This is a genomic window from Pseudomonas sp. GNP013 (genome assembly GCF_054343995.1).
The window spans coordinates 5,280,174-5,299,014 of record NZ_JBTGUT010000001.1; the positions used below are offsets into that span (position 1 = coordinate 5,280,174).

Sequence of the window (18,841 nt, forward strand, 5' to 3'; positions counted from 1 at the left end):
GCATGAGCTTAGGGCATCATTTCCAGTGGTACGGGGTACACGTAATCCCGCGCGTCGCTGTTTTCAGCCAGGCCGACCCAACGGTCGACATCGGCGTTATAGCGTTGGTAATGGCGCAGTTTGGTGTTCAGCGTGCGGATGAATTTTTCCTGTGCCAGCCCATCCCAGCTCTTCCAGGTTTCTTCATCAAGGTTCAGCACCTCACTCTGATAGGGCAGGCCTTCGAGGTACTCACCCAGTACACCCATGTCCGCCAGCTTGGCGTTACTGTTCTGCTTGAGCTGGTTGGGGTCGGCGCCCATGGTCGCGGCCACTGAGCGCAAGCGATCAAACATCTCGGTGGGCGAAATCAGGCCTTCATTGGCGGCGTCGAGAATCTGCTTCATCACTGCGCTCAAGTCGCTGAGCTGGGCTTTGGTCAGTAACACCCGTACATCGGTGGTTGGAATGTTTTGCTTGATCAGGTCGCGGTCAGTAATCCAGGCCTGGAACACCGGAGGCGCTTTGCTGTTGGTTTTTTCGCCCAAATACGCCAGCTGCATCGCATGGCCAATGAGCGCGGCGTCTTCGAGCATTTTTTTCTCGCCAGGTTCTGCCTTGGCGTTCAGCGCACTGCCGATGGCATCGTCGCCCATATAGGCAGCTTTGACCTGCGAGGTGATGGCGGCAGCCAGGGAGTCGACCTTGCGCCCGAACTCTTGCACGTCGCCTGCGTTCACCGGGTAGTACAGCGAAGTGTTGGTGCCAGGGTAGGTCGACAGGTTTTGGTACTGGGCCTCAGCTTTGCTGTGGTCTTTGATGCCCGCCGGGGTTTTCAGGTGCAGGGTGTAAATCGCTACGCCGGGGTTAGCCGCTTCAAGGCGCACCTGCGAAGCGCTGAGGCCGGTTTGTGAAAGCTTGTTATCGCCCTCGATGGCCCCTGCATCGGTAATCAGCACCACGTAGCGCGCGCCGAACTGGCTCCAGTCGATCTTGTCGATGCTGTGCATCACACCGGCAAATGCATCTTCATCAAAGCTGCTGCTGGAGACCTTGGCCTGTTTCAGGTCCGCGACTTTGGCCAAAAAGTCGGTGCTGTCTTTGACCTGGTTCGGGTCTGCGTACATTTTGCTGACATAGTCCAGCCCCGGCACCGCCTTGGTGCTGGAGCGGAATGCCACCAGACCGAACTTCACCTGTTTACCGAGGTTCTGCGCTTCTATCTGCTGGTAGACCTTGCGAATCGCCTCCCGCGTACGGTCGATGTACGGGTCCATGGAAATAGTCGAGTCGATGACAAACACCACCGCCGCGCTGAATTCCTTCAACTGGCGGCTGGCGTTGGCCTCGGCTGCCGCTGGGTCGGTACTGCCTGCGGCACCTGTATCTTTGCTGCCAGCCTCATCGGCTTTGCTGACTGAGGCGACGTTGAGCAACCGCGTGCGGAAACCGCCCTCAGTCATTACTTCTTCGCCGCTGAGCACCGGCAGTAAATAGAATTGCTTCTGCAGGTCGACAAAGTAGGCCGGTTCTTCAGCCAGCACGCCGGGCGCCGTTTTGCCTTGTTTGAGTGCTGCGCGCAGCGGTGCGACCTTGCTGACCGGGTCTGGCGCATCCAGGATGCCTTCGACCGTGGCGCGCTCTTTGAAAAACAGTAATCGGTCGCGGTTCGCCGGGTTGGTGAACGCCAGGGTCAGCTGCATTTTCCAGTCAGTGGTACACGCCGCCGGCAACCAGCCAATGGTTTTGCCATAGCTGTCGGGGCCGACTTTCAGCCATTCGGCGTTGGCGGCCTGCGCGCGCTCATACACGTAGAAACGGCTGAAGGTCGGTTGTGTAGCGCCCGGGGCGCCGCCGGCCGCAGGGCTGAGCTTGCAGCCGGGGGTGGTCAAGACGCGTTGAAAGAGGGTTTTTTTGCCTTCCTGGATCAGTGGCTTGTCGTCGGCACTGGCCAGCGAACCCATGCTCAGTGCCAGCACGGCGACGGTACTCAGCGTCCAGCGCTTGAGCGAAGTAGGATGGCTCACGGTTGCAATTCCCCCAGGCGCTGCTTGGCTTCGGTGTTATCCGGTTCGTGACCCAGAATGGTTTCGTACCAGTACGCTGCGGTGGCGTTGTCCGGTTTGGGGAAACATTCGCTGGCTTTCAGGTATTTGGGGTCGTATTCGCGGGCGTAAGCCTTGGCGATCAACATGTCGCCACCCTGGGCGCGGTTGGCATACAAGCGCTGAGCTACGCCACAGTGCTTGTTCGCCTTGGCGGCCTCAATGATTTCCAACAGTTGTGCGCTGGCCGGAGCGGCCTTGACGCAGGCTTGAACGAACGCCAGTTCCGGCTGGCTGTTCATGCTGGCCGCGTCGCAGGGCAGTGCCTGGGCGACCGGCGCCGGGGCTGGCACGTCAGGCGCGCGTGCCGGCGCTGAATCACCCAGCCACAGCCAGGCAGCTACGGCAGCCAGCAGGGCGATGAGCAGCGCTACCATCACGCCGATCAATACGTTGTTGCTGCGCTTGGCCGGTGTGACAGGCACCGGTTCCGGTTCGCGCGCAGCGACGATGGGCTCGGGCGCGGGCTCTTGGGGCGGCAGCTCCAGTACCAGCTCCGGTAACTCGGGGATTTGCGGCTCTGCTTCGGGCACGTCCAGTGTGGTTGCATCATAGGTGGAGCGGGTTTGACCACCGGCAGTCGACGAAAGCAGACCCAGGCCCGGGCGCACGACGCCCCGGTCACTATGGCCCAGGCTCTGTTCACGCAGTTCGATCTGGAAGTTTGAATTACCGCTTCCTTCCAGTAGTGGGTTCACCACATCCGGGCCCACCAGCGTTTCCAGCGCATCATCGGCTGTGCTGAATTGACTGACCTTGAACCAGAACGGGTTGTTGCTCCACTGCTGGCGGTCTTGCAGGTAGAAATGATCCTGATTGCGCTGGATGGAAAACTCCAGCTGCTCACTGGCACCGTTCCACTTTTTTACCGACAGCCGCGCCTGACCCGGCACATTGGGTTCTAACGCAAGCAGATCTACACGAATGGGCATTGCTTATCTCGCTGTGAAGGCAGTGAGCACGAGGCCCAGCCGTTCATTCTGTTCAATGGTGATTTCGCGACCGGCGCCATGGCCGGCGTTTTCCACGGTGATATAAGCCAGGCCCGAGAGCCAGTCGCCGAGAAACCGCTGCGCCTGGTTCGCCGGTTGTGGCGGCAGCTGCGGCAATTGGCCCGGTGCAACATCGGCGTAGAACGAAAACAGCGGTGCCTTGGCACCGGCGCGGCTGTTCGGGCGCTCACTGACAGACTTCTGGAGGTAGCCGAACCACGACACGAAGTCACGCAGCACCAGTTGCACTTCGAGCACTTGGCGCTCCACCAGTTGGTCACGACGTGCACCACTCTGCGCCCGTTTGAGTACGGCGCGGCTGAGCTGGCCCGGGAGGTCGTGGCGATAACCAGCGGTAATCAACTCGTCGACCACCGCTTCGATCAGCGAACGTTCAAGGCCCAGCAAGCTCATCAGGTTCTGGCGTGTAGTCAGCTCTCGCAGATGGGCGATCCAGGCTTTGAAGGCGGCTTTGGCGAAACGGTGTTCGTTGCTTTGCTGCTCCTGCACCGGTGCGACGCTTGTGTGGCTGCTGGCTGTTGGCGCTTCGTCATTGAAGCTGTCGCTGAAGTCGAAGTCGAACCCGGCACTGTCGCTGTACAGGCTGGTGGCGGGTGCTGCGCTGGCGGGCTGGCTTTCATCCGCTTTCGTTGCTTGCGCGTCTTCGTAAACACCGCTCAAGTAAAGATCGCGAATATGTTCGCCGGGCATATCGAGCTGGTGGATAAATTCGCCCAATACCGTGGCGCGTCGGCCCAGGCCGGTAAGGATGGTTTGCGCTTGGATCTTTTTGGCGGCTGCGGCACCGTCACCATCGGCGTGGTACCAACTGCTCAGGCCATGAACGGTGAGGCTCTCGATGCACTCTTCGAGTTGTTCGCGAATGCGCGCCAGCTTGAACTCGATATTGGCGACGCCGTTGAAGCTGCTGGCGAAATAGCCGATGCCGCCGTCGTCCAGGCGCAGCATTTCAGTCCAGGCCTTGCCCGGGTTCTTGATGTGCCGCCCAACCAGCGCGTTTTTGGCAAAGCTCGCGCCAAGGCTGTCGAGGCGCGCCTGGTTGTCGGAATTGATCTCGATTTCCGGGCCGTTTTTATCCTGGCGAACAAACCCGGCATTCATGCGCGGCTTGCGCACCAGGTAGGTGTTCTGGAACGGCGTGCCGGCCCAGTCGGTCATCCACGGCAGGCTGCCGAAGCGTTCGAGCATGGTCAGCTTGACCATGCCATTCCAGCCTTCATCGTCCTGGTCGGGCTCTTGATTCAGGCCATTGGCAACGCGCAGGTCGAGCATGGTAAGCGCCCAGATCAGCCCGGCCTCACGCTTGCTGCGCGAGGCCGGAGTGGGGCCCTGGGTCTTGTCGATCCAGCGGGTGAGCACCGGGCCGACATCGTTCACATCACTTTGCTTGGTGGAGCTGGTGCACACCACCAGGGCATTCATTTCCTGGGTATCGGTGTAGCGCTCGAACAGGTAGGCGACCTTGCCCCGCAGAATCAACTGCGCCACGGAGTTATCCTTGGTGCTTGATTGCGGGTCACTGGAGTCGGCGATGTCCAGCAGGTTCTTGCGCCCGCGATAGCCTGGGAAGTCCAGCAGATCGACCTGGTTGACCAGTTCGTCCACCGGCGCTTCCAGCAGCACGAAGATCATTTCTGCCGTCAGCGCCGCCAGTTGCGCAACCGGAATGCTCTGGCTGCCCTGCAGGCGTCCGTCGACCTGTGGTCGCACGTTGATCGGCAAGTCCTGAGGCGTGCCGAAACGCTCGAGGATATCGACGTTCATGATGTTGTCGCGCTGGTGATACGCCTCGCCGTTGAAGCTGATTAGCGCTTCCAGCGGCGCGAAGACGGTTTGCGCCAGGCCGATCTTGTGCAGCGTGCCGACCAGTTGCTGATAGGCGCGTGTCAGCTCGCGCTGCTCGCCCCAGAGGATTGACAACAGTTCGGCGCGCTCCTGGAAGTTCAGGCGTGGTGCCAATTGCAGCACTTTTGGCCAGTACGCGTGTTCGAGTTTTTTCACCGAGTTGGGTGCGGTTTCGCGCATGTAGTCCCAGAGCGAGACGATGTCGTCGGCGCTGACGCCTTGTTGCAGCGGGCCGTTTTCACGCCCTTCGAACGGCTGGAGCGCACGTTGAATGCGCTCTTCGTCAATCTGGTAGTTAATGCGCTCGAGGTCGAAGTCCTTGAACCAGGAGTTGGCGAGAATTTTCGCCAGCTCGATTTCACCGAACAGCTTAAGCTCGATGGGGAACTGAGGGTCTTCGCCGGGCTTGGCGCGGCGGCTGAAGCGTGTCACCAGGCCGGTGGCTTCCTTGCCGCCGCCGACGGGGTTGATGTGCTTGATAAAGTCCAGGCGGCGCTCGCCCAGCCGGGTTTCCAGCTTGCCGTTCTCGCCGGCTGCGAGTGCCGAGATCAGGTATGACTTGCCAGCCTGCGACAGGCCGAAAAAACCGATGGTCATCGGCGTGGTCGCTACGCGGCCCAGGCTGTGAGCCAGGTTGCGCGCACGGTGCAGGCGCAGGTTGAGGTTATCTGCTTCGCTGTCCAGGCGCGGCGCATTGATGCGGGTCTGGCTGATCCATTCCAGTGCCTGACCGGCACCTTCATAAACAGCGGCCCAACTGGCAGAAAGCTGAGTTTGCTCGGGGGTCAGGTCATTCATTTGCGTTTCACACTTCCACTGTCGAGCCAGTATTTGGTCTCGCTAAGACCCACGTCGAGCATGGTGTTGAGTTCCAGCTCAAGATCGCTGCGCGGGTTGAAGCTGACATTACTGCTATTGGATTCGATGCCTTGAACCACGAGCCTGTCACTGACCAGCCCCTGCTTGCGCGTGTGCCTGTCGCCCGCTTTGACTTCAAACCGAACCTTGAGCAGCGGCGCGGCGCCGTCTTCGCCGACCGCGCGGGAGAATTTTTCACGCCCGGCATGGGTGAAGCTCAGGGTATACAGCGGCGAGGCGGCCCAACGGTCGGCCGTCAGTTGGCGAAAACCCAGGCGCAAGTCGCCGCGCATTTCCAGTTGTGGCGTGTCAGCATCGTCACCAACGCCGATCACGGGCAGCTTGATCTTGTAGCTTTCGGGTTCGGTTTCGATGTCGCGGTAAAGCACGTCGGCCTCTTTGATCACATTGTTCTTGTCGATGACTCCGATGTGCTTGACCGTCGAGTACGGCTTGAGCGCCGAGGCGCGGAAATAGAAGTTCGGCACGCTGTGGTTGGCGCACAGCAGGCAGAGCATTGCCCCCACCGATGCGGTGCTTTTCGGGTCGTCGATACGGCCGTTTTTGTGGAACGGGTACCAGCCGCCCGTGCGGTAATTCTGCAGCGCCAGGATGCGTCCTGGTGGCAGCGGCAAGACCTTGCGAATGAAGGCTTGAATACCCGGCAGGCGCGATGGCCGCCCGGTCAGCAACAACACGTCACAGGGATAGTGCGCGACTACTTCGCACAGGGCTCCGAGGACTTTGGTGATGTTGATCTGGTCGTTGAGGAACGCGGCATGGAGCTTTTGCAGGTCGAAGCTGATGGGCGTCGCGTACAAGTCGAACCCGCTCTGGGTGCCGATATCACGGCGCACGGCGCTGTGGACGTATTCCAGTACGTTGTGGCTGATGGCGCTGTCACCCAGCAGTTCGCGGTAGGTGCGGGTATTGAGTTCAACCTGAGTCTGCGGGTCGTAATGCTCGTATTCCTTGAGCAGCGCGAGGGCCAATGGGGTGAACACTTGCAGGTTCAGCTGTTGGCGCAGGATGACGTCTTTGGCGTCGATATTTTCGGCACCGCACAACCTCGACATGAGTGAGTCGGCAGACTTGACCCCGGCCGCCTGCAAGGCCTTTTCAAAGCTTGGCAGGATGAAGTCCTGGATCACGTCCAGCACGATATCGTCGCCAGCCACTTTGAAACCGTCACGAAAACGCTGCTCCGGCACGATATGCACGTTGCTGCCGGTGCTGGTGTTGCCCGCGCGGTCCAGGCGGTAATCGGTGATCACAAGGTCGGTGGTGCCGCCGCCGATGTCGATGGTCGCCAGGGTGATGCGCTCACGGTCTGACTTGTCCGGACGTGCGAGGGTGGCGAAGAACTCTTCGGGATGCCCGGCAAAGTTTTCGTTGACCTCGGTGTACAGGTACACCAACTGGCCGCACGATGCTTCATCCCACTCCACACGGATACTCGGGATCGGCGTGGTGGGCTTGGTCGCGCCATCTTCGTGGGGGCTGTCTTCGCTGTCGTGCCAACCCAGGCTCTTCCACACCAGGCCGATGGCTTGCAATAGGCGCTCATTGAGAATGCTGCGCTCTGCCTGGGGCATGCCAGGCGGCACGGTCAAGGTGATGCTGTTGAGCTGACGCGGTTTGCGAGTATGGCCCTGACGCGAGCGTTGGGCGGGGCTGTTGATCTGCGAAAGGGCCTGTGCAATGACTTCGGCGAGCATGAACGTCATCAACGAACTGCGCGAGTAGCGCGGCATGAATACGGGCAAACGATCATCTTCGTCGAGGCTGTAGAGCGCCTCGCCGGTTTCGTTGATCAGGTGCGAAAACGGTGCCGCGGTGGCATAGGGTTCGTTGTCGGTCTTGACGTAAGCGGCATTGAAGCGCCAGCCGTGACCGTAAGGGTTTTCATCCCACAGGTAGCGCTTGGGGCTCGACAGCCCAGTGGACCCTTCGGTGCCGCGACGACGGCTGGCAAGGCGCCCGGCTTCACTGCCGACCCTGGCGATAGTCGCCCACTGGAACGCGTCGTGACGGCCACTTTTGACCGAGCAGTGGTCTTTGCCGAAATACGCCTGGGCAAATTCGACACGACTCTCAAAGGGCTCGTTGTAGGTATGTTCCGGGGTGATCAGGTCGCGCAGTTCGAGCACATAGTTTTGCTTGAGCCCGGAACCGGCCTGGCCGTGGTTTTCGATCAGGATGCCACAGGTGCGCGAGTTGCCGACGTCCAGCACCAGGTCTACCAGGATCGGCTTGACCAGACCATCGGGGTCATTGGCGATCACTTTGACTTCCGGGATCTCTACCTTGGCCTTGAGGTTGCTTTGCTGCGATGCAGACGGTTTCGCAAGCAGACTCAGCACGTTGAGGTAGTGGGCCAGGTGATGATGGGCGCGCACATCGGCGTCCAACTCATCGCGCGTGCGCTGCATGTTGCCTTCGTTGAACAGCTCCTGCAGCCATTCGTTGACCCACGGCAGGGCAAGGAACTCCTGCACCTCGGCCGGGTTGACCGCCAGTTTGAAGGCCACTCCGGAGCTGACGTCCTCCTCGTTCGGCGCGAGGTAGGCTGTACCGCTGCGCTTGTGCATGATGCGGCTGTCGAACGCCAGGGTCAGACGGTGCGTGTTGCCGTCGATGTCCGGGGTGGGCAGCTTGACCAGACGCAAGCGTGACCAGTTGACCGGGCCGTTATCGAAACGATACGGCGGCATGAAACGGAAGAACGGGATTGGCAGCCAAATGCCATCCAGCAGATCGAGGCTGCTTTTCATGTCCAGGCTGAACACCGGTTTGGCTTTTTCGATCTTTCCAGGTGCCGGTTCGTAGAAGTAGAAGTCTTTCTCTTCGTTGTACAGCAGGCGGCAGATACCCAGGTTCATAGGGGCGAACTCGCCGGCCGGTTCCTTGCGGGGATCCAGGCGCAGAGCGAAATCCATGAACTGGATACCGGTATCACTGACAAGAGTGACGGTGTCTTCGAATTGCGTGACTTCAGGCAGCATTGGTAGGTCTTCCAGTCTTATTCGCCCATCTGGCGCATGGACATTGGGAATTTTTCAGTTCCATAACCGCCGGTGCAGTCCGCGATACTGGTCGCGCCTTGTCGACAATCGACCTTTGGCATGTCGTAGTGACTTCCGTCGCCGCAGACTGCCTGGCCCTGGCTGTCGATCGACAGGCTGCCGCCTTTCATCGCCGCCGAAACCGGCCCGGTGCAGTTGACGCCGTTGGCGCGGTGCACGGTGACTTCGCCTTTGCCGTTGTTGAACTTGTATTCCAGGCGCAGTGGCTTGCCGGTCTTGCGGTCCTGAATGCCGGCACCGGCGCGATACTGGCCATTGAGAAAGTCGGCCGTACCGTCGGGTGCTGCTGGCGGAATGCTAAGCCCGGCACTGGAAGGCTGGGAAGTGACAGGGGCTGGCGCTGTTGCAGGGGGCGTCTGAGGCTCGACGGCAGTTTCAGGGGCTTCTTGGGCCGCTGGCGTGGGTGATTCGGCCTGCGGTTGCTGCGCGTCCTGCTCCGCACTGGCTGCCGGGGCCTCGATAGAGCCACCATTGACGGGCACGCCGCCGCCGACAGTTGTGGCACCGGTACTGCTGGTGCCAGTGACAACGGGTATCTGGCCCCTGACTTCTGTTGTTTGAGGCTCAGTCGAGGTGATACCCGCAAGTGGCAGCGCTATACCGGGAACGCACCCGCGCAGGCCGAGCAGCAGCCATAAAAGAAGCAGCAGCAACGGCAGCAGCAAGAGCCACCACCAGCGACGCCACCAGGGACGCGCGATGACCGGCGGCAGCGGAGCTGCGACGACCGGCTCGTCCGGCGGCAGTTGGAAGACCAGCGGCGCCGCTGGCTTGGGGTAAAGGCATGTCAGCGGGTCGCGATTGGCGTCGGCATTTGCATGCTCGAACCCCCAAAAGGTCAGTACGGGTTTGCCTTGAACCAGGTACACGAAATTTTCGTCAGGGAAATGGATGACGCGCTTGAGCAGCTTGCCGAACACTGCTTTATCGCCGGTGTGTGCGTCGCCCTCGGAGCCGATAAAACGCTGGCTGAGTTCCTGGAGGGAGGTTTTCAGCCTTTCGAGCTGTTCGCGTGCGGGCGCACGCTCTTGCTCTGTCGCGCTACTCCAGGGAATGACGTCGCCGTCGATATCGCTGTACCAGTCAATCTGATTGCCGAGTTCATCGCTCTGCGGCACGGCCAGGTGCTTGACCAGTTCCGGATCTTTACGGCGAATTGCTTCGCGCAACTGCAGGGCTGCGCGATATACCGGTTGACCGGTTTCGCCCAGGGCAGTGAAAGACCCGCTTTTACCGCTGCGTAATAATGCCCCGCGCATCCAGACTCCATATGCTCATTCGCGCACAATGACAGGCGTGATGCCTGTAACCGCTCCCTGATTTAGATGGCGACCTTAATGTCAATTTGATGCCGCCGTCAATCTGGCAATTATTCGGTGCGATAGCTGGTTTTGCGCAGAGGTGTGAAGGTCTATATAGAAGGGCTCGCCGCGCGATATTGCAGGGCCTCTGCCAAGTGTTCGCGGCGGATTGCACTGACCTGCTCCAGGTCCGCCAGAGTACGGGCGACTTTGAGCAGCCGATGCGCCGCACGCAGGGACAACGTCAGCCGTTCGCAGGCCGTCTCCAGCCAGCGCTCGTCGACCTTTGCCAGCGTGCAATGCTCGCGCAATCCCGGCAGGTCCAGAAAGGCATTTGCACACCCCTGGCGTTGCTGTTGACGCTCACGGGCCTCGGCTACTCGCGCCGAGGCGGTGGCTGTTGTGTCACCGCCGTGTTGAATGGGGTTGAGCGCTGTGGTCTCCCGTGCCACGGTCAGGTGCAGGTCGATCCGGTCCAGCAACGGTCCGGAGAGCTTGTTGCGATAGCGCTGAACCTGTTCCGGCGTACAGCGACAGCGACCACTGGGCTCACCCATATACCCGCAGGGGCACGGGTTCATCGCCGCCACCAGTTGAAAGCGCGCCGGGAAGCTCACGCGGTCGCGGGCACGGGAGATCACGATGTGTCCCGACTCCAAAGGTTCGCGCAGCACCTCCAGCACCTTGCGATCAAACTCCGGCAATTCATCGAGGAACAGCACGCCATGGTGCGCCAGGGTGATTTCACCCGGTTGCGGTTTTGACCCACCGCCCACCAGCGCCGGGCCGGATGCAGAGTGATGGGGTTGGCGAAACGGCCGATTGGGCCAGTGGCTCAAGGGCGCCAGGCTGACGACCGATTGAATCGCCGCGACTTCCAGCGCCTCCTGCTCACTCAGCGGGGGTAACAGACCGGGCAGGCGACTGGCGAGCAAGGTCTTGCCGGTGCCGGGCGGGCCGCTGAGCAGCAGGTTATGCGCGCCCGCCGCCGCGATCAGCAAGGCGCGCTTGGCCGAGAGCTGGCCCTGCACTTCGCTCAGGTCAGGATACGGCGTGTTCAGGTACTGCAAGCCGTCTGACTTGTAGGGCTCAATCGGCACATGCCCATTCAGGTGCGCGACCACCTGCAGCAGGTGATCCACCGCTATGACCTTCAACCCCGACGCCAGGCAGGCCTCCTCGGCATTCGCCCGCGGCACTATCAAGGTGCGCCCGGCCTTGCGCGCAGCCAGCGCCGCCGGCAGCACGCCTTTGACGGCGCGCACCTCGCCGGACAACGCCAATTCCCCGAGGCACTCCACGTCATCGAGCATCAACGTCGGCACCTGCACACTGGCCGCCAGAATGCCCAGCGCAATCGCTAAATCAAAACGCCCGCCGTCCTTGGGCAGGTCGGCGGGCGCGAGGTTGAGGGTGATGCGGCGCGACGGGTATTGCAGGGCCGAATTGAGAATGGCGCTGCGTACGCGGTCCTTGCTTTCCTTGACGGCGGTTTCGGGCAACCCCACCAGCGTCAGGGACGGCAAACCATTGGCCATATGCACCTCGACGGTGACGGCGGGCGCTTCGACGCCAACCTGGGCGCGGCTGTGGACGATGGCGAGGGACATGCTCGTTCCTTGAAATGGAGGGCCGCTTTGTGCGGGTTTTTCAAGGGTAGACGAGACTGGACAGAGCGAGGCGAGGAGGTTTTACAGAACGTATCCGGTGCACGACACAGGATAAATGTGGGAGGGGGCTGGCTCCCGATGGCAGTGTGTCAGGCGTCTATGGGGTGTATGACACGCCGATATCGGGAGCAAGCCCCCTCCCACAATTTTCGCGGTTATTCAGCGGCAGTGGGTGTCAGCCGCGCCTCCAGCTCCGCCACCTTCGCCTCCAGGCTCTCCAACCGCGCACGCGTGCGGGCCAATACCACCATCTGGCTGTCAAATTCTTCGCGGCTTACCAGGTCGAGTTTGCTGAAGCCACTTTGCAGCAATGCCTTGAACTGGCTTTCGATTTCATTGCGGGGCAGCGGGGTGTCGCCGCTGAACAGGCGAGAGGCGTGGCCGCTCAGGGCGTCGAGGAAGTCTTTGGGCGCGAGCATGGGAAATATTCCGGAATAACTGTTGGCCGGCAGTGTATCACGCAGCGTCTATAGTCTTTTTCAAACGCGCAGACGCACGCTTTTCGCGCATCGCGCCGGGCGGCTGCGCACTGTTTTTGTGCGCATTGCGACCGCCAGGCTCACGTGCGTTGCGGCATAAACGGGCAAATGGCTGATTTAAGTGGTTTTTACGGAGCTGGCAAGGTTTCTGCTTAGTCGATCATGACCCATGCACTGATGCAGTCGTTGTGACGAATGCAGTGCGCCGATGGATCAGGGGTACAGGTTTCGTCACCAGTGGTTTGCTTGCGTTGCAACGGTGAATGCCGAGGCAACGATGCGTTACAAAGCCAGGCACTGCGCTTAGACTTGAGTCGGGTTTGTTTTCCTGGGGCAAGTCCACCAATTCGGGAGAGAGTTTTCATGAAGCTAGTCACTGCCATCATCAAGCCGTTCAAGTTGGACGATGTCCGCGAGTCATTGTCCGAGATCGGCGTGCAGGGCATTACCGTTACTGAGGTCAAAGGCTTCGGTCGGCAGAAGGGTCACACCGAGCTGTATCGCGGCGCGGAATACGTGGTGGATTTCCTGCCGAAGGTGAAGATTGATGTCGCCATTGACGACAAGGATCTTGACCGGGTTATCGAAGCGATAACCAAGGCCGCCAACACCGGCAAGATCGGTGACGGCAAGATCTTCGTGGTCAATCTGGAACAGGCTATTCGCATCCGTACCGGCGAAACCGATACCGACGCAATCTAAGCCGCCAAACCCCAACGCCCCAGGAGAAAACAATATGACTCTGCGTAAACTCGCAGGGCTCGGAGCCCTGTTGTCCATCGTAATGCCAAGCCTGGCCATGGCGGCAGACGAAGTGGCGGCTCCAGTCCTCAACTCCGGCGACACCGCCTGGATGCTGACCGCCACCGCCCTGGTGCTGTTCATGACCATCCCGGGCCTTGCGCTGTTCTACGGCGGCATGGTCCGCTCCAAAAATATTCTGTCGGTGATGATGCAGTGCTTTGCCATCACTGGCCTGATCAGCATCCTGTGGGTCGTCTACGGCTACAGCATCGCGTTCGATACCACCGGTATGGAACAGGGCGTGGTCAACTTCAACTCCTTCTTCGGCGGCATGGGCAAGGCGTTCCTGGCGGGCGTGACCCCGGCCAGCATCACCGGGCCTGCGGCGCTGTTCCCCGAAGCAGTGTTCATCACCTTCCAGATGACCTTCGCCATCATCACCCCGGCGCTGATCGTCGGTGCATTCGCCGAGCGCATGAAATTCTCCGCGATGCTGATCTTCATGGCCATCTGGTTCACCCTGGTCTATGCGCCGATTGCGCACATGGTCTGGAGTGGTAATGGCGGCCTGCTGTGGGACTGGGGCGTGCTGGACTTCGCCGGCGGCACCGTGGTGCACATCAACGCCGGTGTGGCTGGCCTGGTGGCGTGCATCGTGCTCGGCAAGCGTAAAGGTTTCCCGACCACCCCGATGGCTCCGCACAACCTGGGTTACACGCTGGTGGGCGCGGCGATGCTGTGGATCGGCTGGTTCGGTTTCAACGCCGGTTCCGCGGCTGCGGCCAATGGCACCGCTGGCATGGCGATGCTGGTGACCCAGATCGCTACCGCTGCCGCGGCGCTGGGCTGGATGTTCGCCGAGTGGATCGCGCACGGTAAGCCAAGCGCACTGGGTATTGCCTCGGGTGTTGTCGCCGGTCTGGTTGCCGTTACGCCGGCTGCCGGTACCGTGGGCCCGATGGGCGCGCTGATCATCGGCCTGGCGGCCGGTGTCATCTGCTTCTTCTGCGCCACCACGCTCAAGCGCAAACTGGGCTACGACGACTCCCTGGACGCCTTCGGCGTGCACGGTATCGGCGGTATCGTTGGTGCGATCCTCACCGGTGTATTCGCAGCCCCTGCATTGGGCGGCTTCGGCACTGTGACCGACATCGCTGCACAGGTCTGGATTCAGTGCAAAGGCGTCGGTTTCACGGTGATCTACACAGCCATTGTGACCTTCGTCATCCTCAAGGTACTCGACATGGTCATGGGCCTGCGGGTTACCGAAGAAGAAGAGGCGGTGGGCCTTGACCTGGCGCAACACAACGAGCGTGGTTACAACTTGTAAGCATGCGAAAAAAACTGCCCGGCTTGCCGGGCATTTTTTTGTCTGGCGTTTGTCAGTCATAACATGCTGTACCGGTTTTTGCGCCGAGTTTGTAATGGGGCGCACTCGGTGCTTTCAAGGGTGCGAAAGTCTTACAGGCATGTAGGCGTATTCGGCACTTTGTTTTTTCCCAGAGCGCGCTAGAATGCGCGCCGATGGGCGGAGAACTGTATGTGGCAACAGACCCTGATTACCCTGCGGGCCAAGCCTCGGGGCTTTCACCTGGTGACCGACGAGCTGCTTGCCGGCTTGCCTGAGCTGAAGTCGTGTCGCGTGGGCCTGTTGCATCTGTGGCTGCAGCACACCTCGGCCTCGTTGACGGTCAACGAGAATGCCGACCCGGCGGTACGTCGTGACTTCGAACGGTTTTTCAACTCGCTGGTGCCGCAAGGTCGTTCCGGGTTCGAACACAATGACGAAGGACCGGATGATCTGCCTGCGCACTTCAAGGCCAGTCTGCTGGGCTGCCAGTTGAGTCTGCCGGTAAGCGCCGGCCGCTTGGCGATGGGGACCTGGCAAGGTGTTTATCTGGGCGAGCACCGTGATCAAGGCGGTGCTCGAAAAGTCCTCGCCACGTTGTACGGTGACGAGGCGTAAGCCACTGGTTATCCGGTGGATGTGATTTTTTTCCGGCGACCTCGACAGAGGATAAAGCTGGGCTATAACTAATCTGCTTTTCGCAAGTCATGAGGTAGAACATGAGCGACGATGATCTGGAACAAGACGACCTCGAAGTAGGTGATGAAGACGACACCGAAGAAGGTCTTGAGGCAGCGGCTGAAGACGTTGCCGACGAGGCCGATGATGGCGGTGGCGATGATGCGGCGCCCAAGGCCAAAGGCAAAGCCAAGGCTGCCGTGTCGGTAGACGAGTTGCCGAGCGTTGAAGCCAAGAACAAAGAGCGCGATGCCCTGGCCCGTGCGATGGAAGAGTTCCTCGCCAAAGGCGGCAAAGTGGTCGAGGTCGAGCCCAATGTCGTAGCGGATCCGCCGAAAAAACCGGATAACAAGTACGGCAGCCGACCTATCTGAGGTCAGCTACCTGCCTGTAGGAAAAAGCCCGCCGTCGCTGCGGGCTTTTTCATGCCTGATACAAATTTATAAATCAACACAAGGCAATGTGGGAGGGGGCTTGCTCCCGATAGCAGTGGGTCAGCCAACAGGTGTATGGGCTGACAGCCCGCTATCGGGAGCAAGCCCCCTCCCACAATTGATACTCAGTGTTGCAGCAAGCGCGTCACTTCCAGCCTGTGAGCAACCCCGGCAACTCCGTCAGGCTGCGAATCTCGGCATCCGGGTGCTTGTCCGCCTCCCACGCCTTGCCCGTCGGGTTGAACCACACCGCACGCAACCCGGCCTGCTGCGCGCCGGCAATATCATCCCCGGGATGATCGCCCACATGCACCGCCTCACTGGCCGCCACGCCGCCACGTTGCAGCGCCTCCTCAAACAATCGCGAGTCCGGCTTGGCGATGCCGATGTCTTCGGCGCGCAGCGCAAAGTGAAAATAATCCGCCAGGCCCACACGCTGCACGTCGGCGTTGCCGTTGGTGATTACGCCGAGCAGGAAGTGCTGGCGCAGTGCCTTGAGCATGGGCTCGGCGTCGGGGAACACGGTGAGCTGATGCCGTGCGTGGATGAACGCCTCGTAGCAGATGTCGGCCATTTGCGTGGCTTCAGGCTGTGGGTAGCCCGCTTCCTCGAAGGCCAGCATCAGCACGCGGTGGCGCAGCACGCTGATACGGTGTTTGAGCTCCGGATGGCGCTGCAGCACTTGCTGGCGCAGGCTGGCGAAATGCTCCAGGGGCAGGTCGCCGACTTTGGATGCATTGAGCGCCAGCCATTCGCGCATCGATGCTTCGGCGCTGATGATGACGGGTACGTTGTCCCAGAGCGTGTCGTCCAGGTCGAAGGTGATCAGCTTGATACTCATGAGTCGCCGCCCTTGATGCGTTTGGCCCGTGGATGGGCGCTGTCGTACACCGTTGCCAGGTGCTGGAAGTCCAGGTGGGTGTAGATCTGCGTGGTCTTGATGTCGGCGTGGCCGAGCAGTTCCTGGACCGCGCGCAGGTCCTGGGAGGATTCGAGCAGATGGCTGGCAAAAGAGTGCCGCAGCATGTGCGGGTGCAGGTTCTGCCCCAGCTCACGCTCGCCCGCCGCCTTGACCCGCACCTGGATGGCTCGCGGCCCCAGTCGCCGGCCTTGCTGGCTGATGAATACTGCGTCGTCCACCGGATTGGCCAGTGCCCGCAACGGCAACCACAGTTGCAGGGCCTCGCGGGCCTTTCTACCGACCGGCAGGACGCGGGTCTTGCTGCCTTTGCCCAGCACCTGCACCAGACCATCCGCGAGGTCCAGTTGGTCGAGGTTCAGGCCGGTCAGCTCCGAGAGGCGCAGCCCCGAGGAGTAGAAGAGCTCCAGAATCGCCTGATCGCGATGGGCGAGGAAATCATCCTCCACCGCGCCATCGAGCAATTGCAGGGCGCGGTCCGTGTCGAGGGTCTTGGGCAGGCGCCGTTCGCCCTTGGGCGGCGACAGGCCATTGGCCGGATCGTGGTCGCACAAGCCTTCGCGGTTCAGGAAATGGTAAAGGCCGCGCACCGCCGACAGCAGGCGCGACAGGCTGCGCGACGACTGGCCTTGCTGGTGCAGCCTGGCGATCAGGCTGCGCAGTGCCTGGATGTCCAGGGCCTTCCAGCTGGTGACGTGCTGCTTTTCGCACCAGGCCAGCACCTTGTTCAAGTCGCGCCGGTAGGCTTCCAGGGTGTGCGGCGACACCTGGCGCTCGTTGCGCAGGTGCGCGCAATAAGCGTCCAGTTGCCCTTGCATGGCTAGCGCACCGCGCGCAGGGCGGTGGTGTAGCGCGGCAACACGCGGCCCAGCACTTCGGCGATGTAGGTCAGAAACAGCGTGCCTACCGAACTTTTGTAGTGCTGCGGGTCACGACTGGCGATGGCCAGTACGCCGTGCAGACCCTGGTGACTAAGGGCGACCACGGCGGTGGAGCCGATCTGCTTGCGCTGTTCGGCACCGAACAGAAAGTCCAGCTCGTGTTCACGCAAGGTGCCGCTGATGCTCTTGCCTTCGGACAACAGGCCGCCGATGGCGGTCTGTGCGTCGCTGCCACTGACCCAGCGCCCTACCGGCATCGGGTTTTCGCTGAACAGGATCAGGCTGACAAAAGGCACCTGGAAGTCCTCACGCAGGCTGTCCTCGACGGCCATTACCGTTTCTTCCAGGCTGGCGGCGTCCATCAGGGTCAGGATCAGGCGACGGGTCTTGTCGAACAGGCGATCATTATCACGAGCCACGTCCATCAGGTGCGAGAGCCGATGGCGCATTTCGATGTTGCGCTCGCGCAGGATCTTCATCTGCCGCTCCACCAGCGACACGGTATCGCCGCGCTGGTGCGGAATACGAAGGGCCGGCAGCAGCTCTTCGTGTTCGACGAAGAAGTCCGGATTAGCCTCAAGGTACGCCGCTACTGCAGCGGCCTCCAGACTTTCGCTCGGGGTAGCGTGTGCGGGTACTCGAGGTTTATCGGTCATTGGCTTGGCTCACTCATAGACGGACCTGTCCTTCGTAGACGCGCGAGGCCGGCCCGGTCATCAGTACCGGGTGGCCCGGGCCTGCCCATTCGATGGACAGGCGTCCACCGGGCAGGTCGATCAGCAGCGGCGAATCCATCCAGCCCTGGCTGATCGCGGCCACGGCGGCGGCGCAGGCACCGGTGCCGCAGGCCTGTGTTTCGCCGACGCCGCGTTCCCACACACGCAGTCGCGCGCGGGAGCGGTCGATCACCTGCATGAAGCCCACGTTCACCCGCGCCGGAAAGCGCGGATGATGCTCGATCTTCGGCCCCAGTTCATGCACCGGCGCGTTGTTGATGTCATTGACCCGCAGCACCGCATGGGGATTGCCCATGGACACGGCGGCGATCTCGACGCTGTTGCCGTCCACGTCCAACGGGTAGCTTGCGGCCTGTGCGTCGGCCTGGAACGGGATGTCCGCCGGCACCAGGCGCGGCGCGCCCATGTTGACGCTGATCTGGCCGTCATTGCGGATATCCAGCTCGATCACGCCGCCCTTGGTCTCGACGCGGATCTGGCGCTTGGCGGTCAGGCGCTTGTCCAGCACAAAGCGCGCGAAGCAGCGGGCGCCGTTGCCGCACTGTTCCACTTCGGTGCCGTCGGCGTTGAAGATCCGGTAGCGGAAATCCACCTCCGGATTGCTCGGCGCCTCGACGATCAGCAACTGGTCGAAACCAATGCCGGTGTGCCGGTCGCCCCATTGTTTGGCGTGCTTGGGCAGGATGTGCGCGTGCTGGCTGACCAGGTCGAGGACCATGAAATCGTTACCCAGCCCGTGCATCTTGGTAAAACGCAGCAGCATG

Annotated in this window: 15 protein-coding genes; 4 read left to right on the forward strand and 11 right to left on the reverse strand. The window is 61.2% G+C overall.

Annotation, left to right across the window (positions count from 1 at the left end):
- Positions 1–8: 8 nt before the first annotated feature.
- The 7 genes from ACXX81_RS23285 to ACXX81_RS23315 form a co-directional block, all read right to left on the reverse strand.
- On the reverse strand, positions 9–1,943 hold the full coding sequence (locus ACXX81_RS23285; protein ID WP_458572610.1) for a vWA domain-containing protein: 1,935 nt from the start codon (positions 1,941–1,943) through the stop codon (positions 9–11).
- 59 nt (positions 1,944–2,002) lie between these two features.
- Positions 2,003–3,016 carry a hypothetical protein gene (locus ACXX81_RS23290; protein ID WP_458572468.1) on the reverse strand — a complete coding sequence of 338 codons (1,014 nt, stop codon included), beginning with the start codon at positions 3,014–3,016 and terminating at the stop codon, positions 2,003–2,005.
- A gap of 3 nt (positions 3,017–3,019) precedes the next feature.
- Positions 3,020–5,740 (reverse strand): putative virulence factor, encoded by a 2,721-nt coding sequence (locus tag ACXX81_RS23295; protein ID WP_458572469.1) that lies wholly within the window; start codon positions 5,738–5,740, stop codon positions 3,020–3,022.
- Positions 5,737–8,805, reverse strand: a complete 3,069-nt coding sequence (locus ACXX81_RS23300; protein ID WP_458572470.1) for a virulence factor SrfB — start codon at positions 8,803–8,805, stop codon at positions 5,737–5,739. Before ACXX81_RS23300 ends, ACXX81_RS23295 begins: the two co-directional genes overlap by 4 nt.
- 17 nt (positions 8,806–8,822) lie before the next feature.
- A complete protein-coding gene (locus tag ACXX81_RS23305; protein WP_458572471.1) occupies positions 8,823–10,145 on the reverse strand; it encodes an SrfA family protein in 1,323 nt (440 codons plus the stop codon).
- 152 nt (positions 10,146–10,297) lie between these two features.
- Complete coding sequence (locus ACXX81_RS23310; RefSeq protein ID WP_458572472.1) at positions 10,298–11,797, reverse strand: YifB family Mg chelatase-like AAA ATPase; 1,500 nt, start codon at positions 11,795–11,797, stop codon at positions 10,298–10,300.
- 215 nt (positions 11,798–12,012) lie between these two features.
- Complete coding sequence (locus tag ACXX81_RS23315; RefSeq protein ID WP_209986328.1) at positions 12,013–12,276, reverse strand: accessory factor UbiK family protein; 264 nt, start codon at positions 12,274–12,276, stop codon at positions 12,013–12,015.
- Between the two features lie 423 nt (positions 12,277–12,699).
- Here ACXX81_RS23315 and glnK point away from each other — a divergent pair, with 423 nt between their 5' ends.
- The 4 genes from glnK (at position 12,700) to sutA (ending at position 15,480) form a co-directional block, all read left to right on the forward strand.
- Complete coding sequence (gene glnK, locus ACXX81_RS23320) at positions 12,700–13,038, forward strand: P-II family nitrogen regulator (RefSeq protein WP_002555808.1); 339 nt, start codon at positions 12,700–12,702, stop codon at positions 13,036–13,038.
- 34 nt (positions 13,039–13,072) lie between these two features.
- Positions 13,073–14,410 carry an ammonium transporter gene (locus ACXX81_RS23325; RefSeq protein WP_057006380.1) on the forward strand — a complete coding sequence of 446 codons (1,338 nt, stop codon included), beginning with the start codon at positions 13,073–13,075 and terminating at the stop codon, positions 14,408–14,410.
- Positions 14,411–14,620: 210 nt separating this feature from the next.
- A complete protein-coding gene (locus tag ACXX81_RS23330; RefSeq protein WP_209986325.1) occupies positions 14,621–15,046 on the forward strand; it encodes a secondary thiamine-phosphate synthase enzyme YjbQ in 426 nt (141 codons plus the stop codon).
- Between the two features lie 101 nt (positions 15,047–15,147).
- Positions 15,148–15,480, forward strand: a complete 333-nt coding sequence (gene sutA / locus ACXX81_RS23335) for a dormancy-specific transcriptional regulator SutA (protein ID WP_057006382.1) — start codon at positions 15,148–15,150, stop codon at positions 15,478–15,480.
- A gap of 205 nt (positions 15,481–15,685) precedes the next feature.
- Here sutA and ACXX81_RS23340 read toward each other — a convergent pair whose 3' ends face one another.
- Genes ACXX81_RS23340 through dapF form a run of 4 tightly spaced genes read right to left on the reverse strand, consistent with a single transcriptional unit; the run spans position 15,686 to position 18,840 of the window.
- Positions 15,686–16,381 carry an HAD family hydrolase gene (locus ACXX81_RS23340; RefSeq protein ID WP_209986321.1) on the reverse strand — a complete coding sequence of 232 codons (696 nt, stop codon included), beginning with the start codon at positions 16,379–16,381 and terminating at the stop codon, positions 15,686–15,688.
- Positions 16,378–17,277 (reverse strand): tyrosine recombinase XerC, encoded by a 900-nt coding sequence (gene xerC / locus ACXX81_RS23345; RefSeq protein ID WP_209986318.1) that lies wholly within the window; start codon positions 17,275–17,277, stop codon positions 16,378–16,380. The genes ACXX81_RS23340 and xerC overlap by 4 nt, the downstream gene beginning before the upstream one ends.
- A 2-nt stretch (positions 17,278–17,279) precedes the next feature.
- Entirely contained in the window at positions 17,280–17,996 is a 717-nt protein-coding gene (locus ACXX81_RS23350; RefSeq protein ID WP_057006385.1) for a DUF484 family protein, read from the reverse strand.
- A gap of 13 nt (positions 17,997–18,009) precedes the next feature.
- A complete protein-coding gene (gene dapF, locus ACXX81_RS23355; protein WP_458572473.1) occupies positions 18,010–18,840 on the reverse strand; it encodes a diaminopimelate epimerase in 831 nt (276 codons plus the stop codon).
- Position 18,841 lies beyond the last annotated feature (1 nt).

What these genes read in the sequence shown, in the direction of transcription:
- ACXX81_RS23340 (WP_209986321.1), bottom strand. Translation starts at nt 16,381, where the DNA reads ATGAGTATCAAGCTGATCACCTTCGACCTGGACGACACGCTCTGGGAC.
- ACXX81_RS23285 (WP_458572610.1), bottom strand. Translation starts at nt 1,943, where the DNA reads ATGGGTTCGCTGGCCAGTGCCGACGACAAGCCACTGATCCAGGAAGGC.
- glnK (WP_002555808.1), top strand. Translation starts at nt 12,700, where the DNA reads ATGAAGCTAGTCACTGCCATCATCAAGCCGTTCAAGTTGGACGATGTC.
- ACXX81_RS23330 (WP_209986325.1), top strand. Translation starts at nt 14,621, where the DNA reads ATGTGGCAACAGACCCTGATTACCCTGCGGGCCAAGCCTCGGGGCTTT.
- ACXX81_RS23295 (WP_458572469.1), bottom strand. Translation starts at nt 5,740, where the DNA reads ATGAATGACCTGACCCCCGAGCAAACTCAGCTTTCTGCCAGTTGGGCC.
- ACXX81_RS23350 (WP_057006385.1), bottom strand. Translation starts at nt 17,996, where the DNA reads ATGACCGATAAACCTCGAGTACCCGCACACGCTACCCCGAGCGAAAGT.
- dapF (WP_458572473.1), bottom strand. Translation starts at nt 18,840, where the DNA reads ATGCTGCTGCGTTTTACCAAGATGCACGGGCTGGGTAACGATTTCATG.
- ACXX81_RS23300 (WP_458572470.1), bottom strand. Translation starts at nt 8,805, where the DNA reads ATGCTGCCTGAAGTCACGCAATTCGAAGACACCGTCACTCTTGTCAGT.
- ACXX81_RS23315 (WP_209986328.1), bottom strand. Translation starts at nt 12,276, where the DNA reads ATGCTCGCGCCCAAAGACTTCCTCGACGCCCTGAGCGGCCACGCCTCT.
- xerC (WP_209986318.1), bottom strand. Translation starts at nt 17,277, where the DNA reads ATGCAAGGGCAACTGGACGCTTATTGCGCGCACCTGCGCAACGAGCGC.
- ACXX81_RS23305 (WP_458572471.1), bottom strand. Translation starts at nt 10,145, where the DNA reads ATGCGCGGGGCATTATTACGCAGCGGTAAAAGCGGGTCTTTCACTGCC.
- ACXX81_RS23310 (WP_458572472.1), bottom strand. Translation starts at nt 11,797, where the DNA reads ATGTCCCTCGCCATCGTCCACAGCCGCGCCCAGGTTGGCGTCGAAGCG.
- ACXX81_RS23325 (WP_057006380.1), top strand. Translation starts at nt 13,073, where the DNA reads ATGACTCTGCGTAAACTCGCAGGGCTCGGAGCCCTGTTGTCCATCGTA.
- ACXX81_RS23290 (WP_458572468.1), bottom strand. Translation starts at nt 3,016, where the DNA reads ATGCCCATTCGTGTAGATCTGCTTGCGTTAGAACCCAATGTGCCGGGT.
- sutA (WP_057006382.1), top strand. Translation starts at nt 15,148, where the DNA reads ATGAGCGACGATGATCTGGAACAAGACGACCTCGAAGTAGGTGATGAA.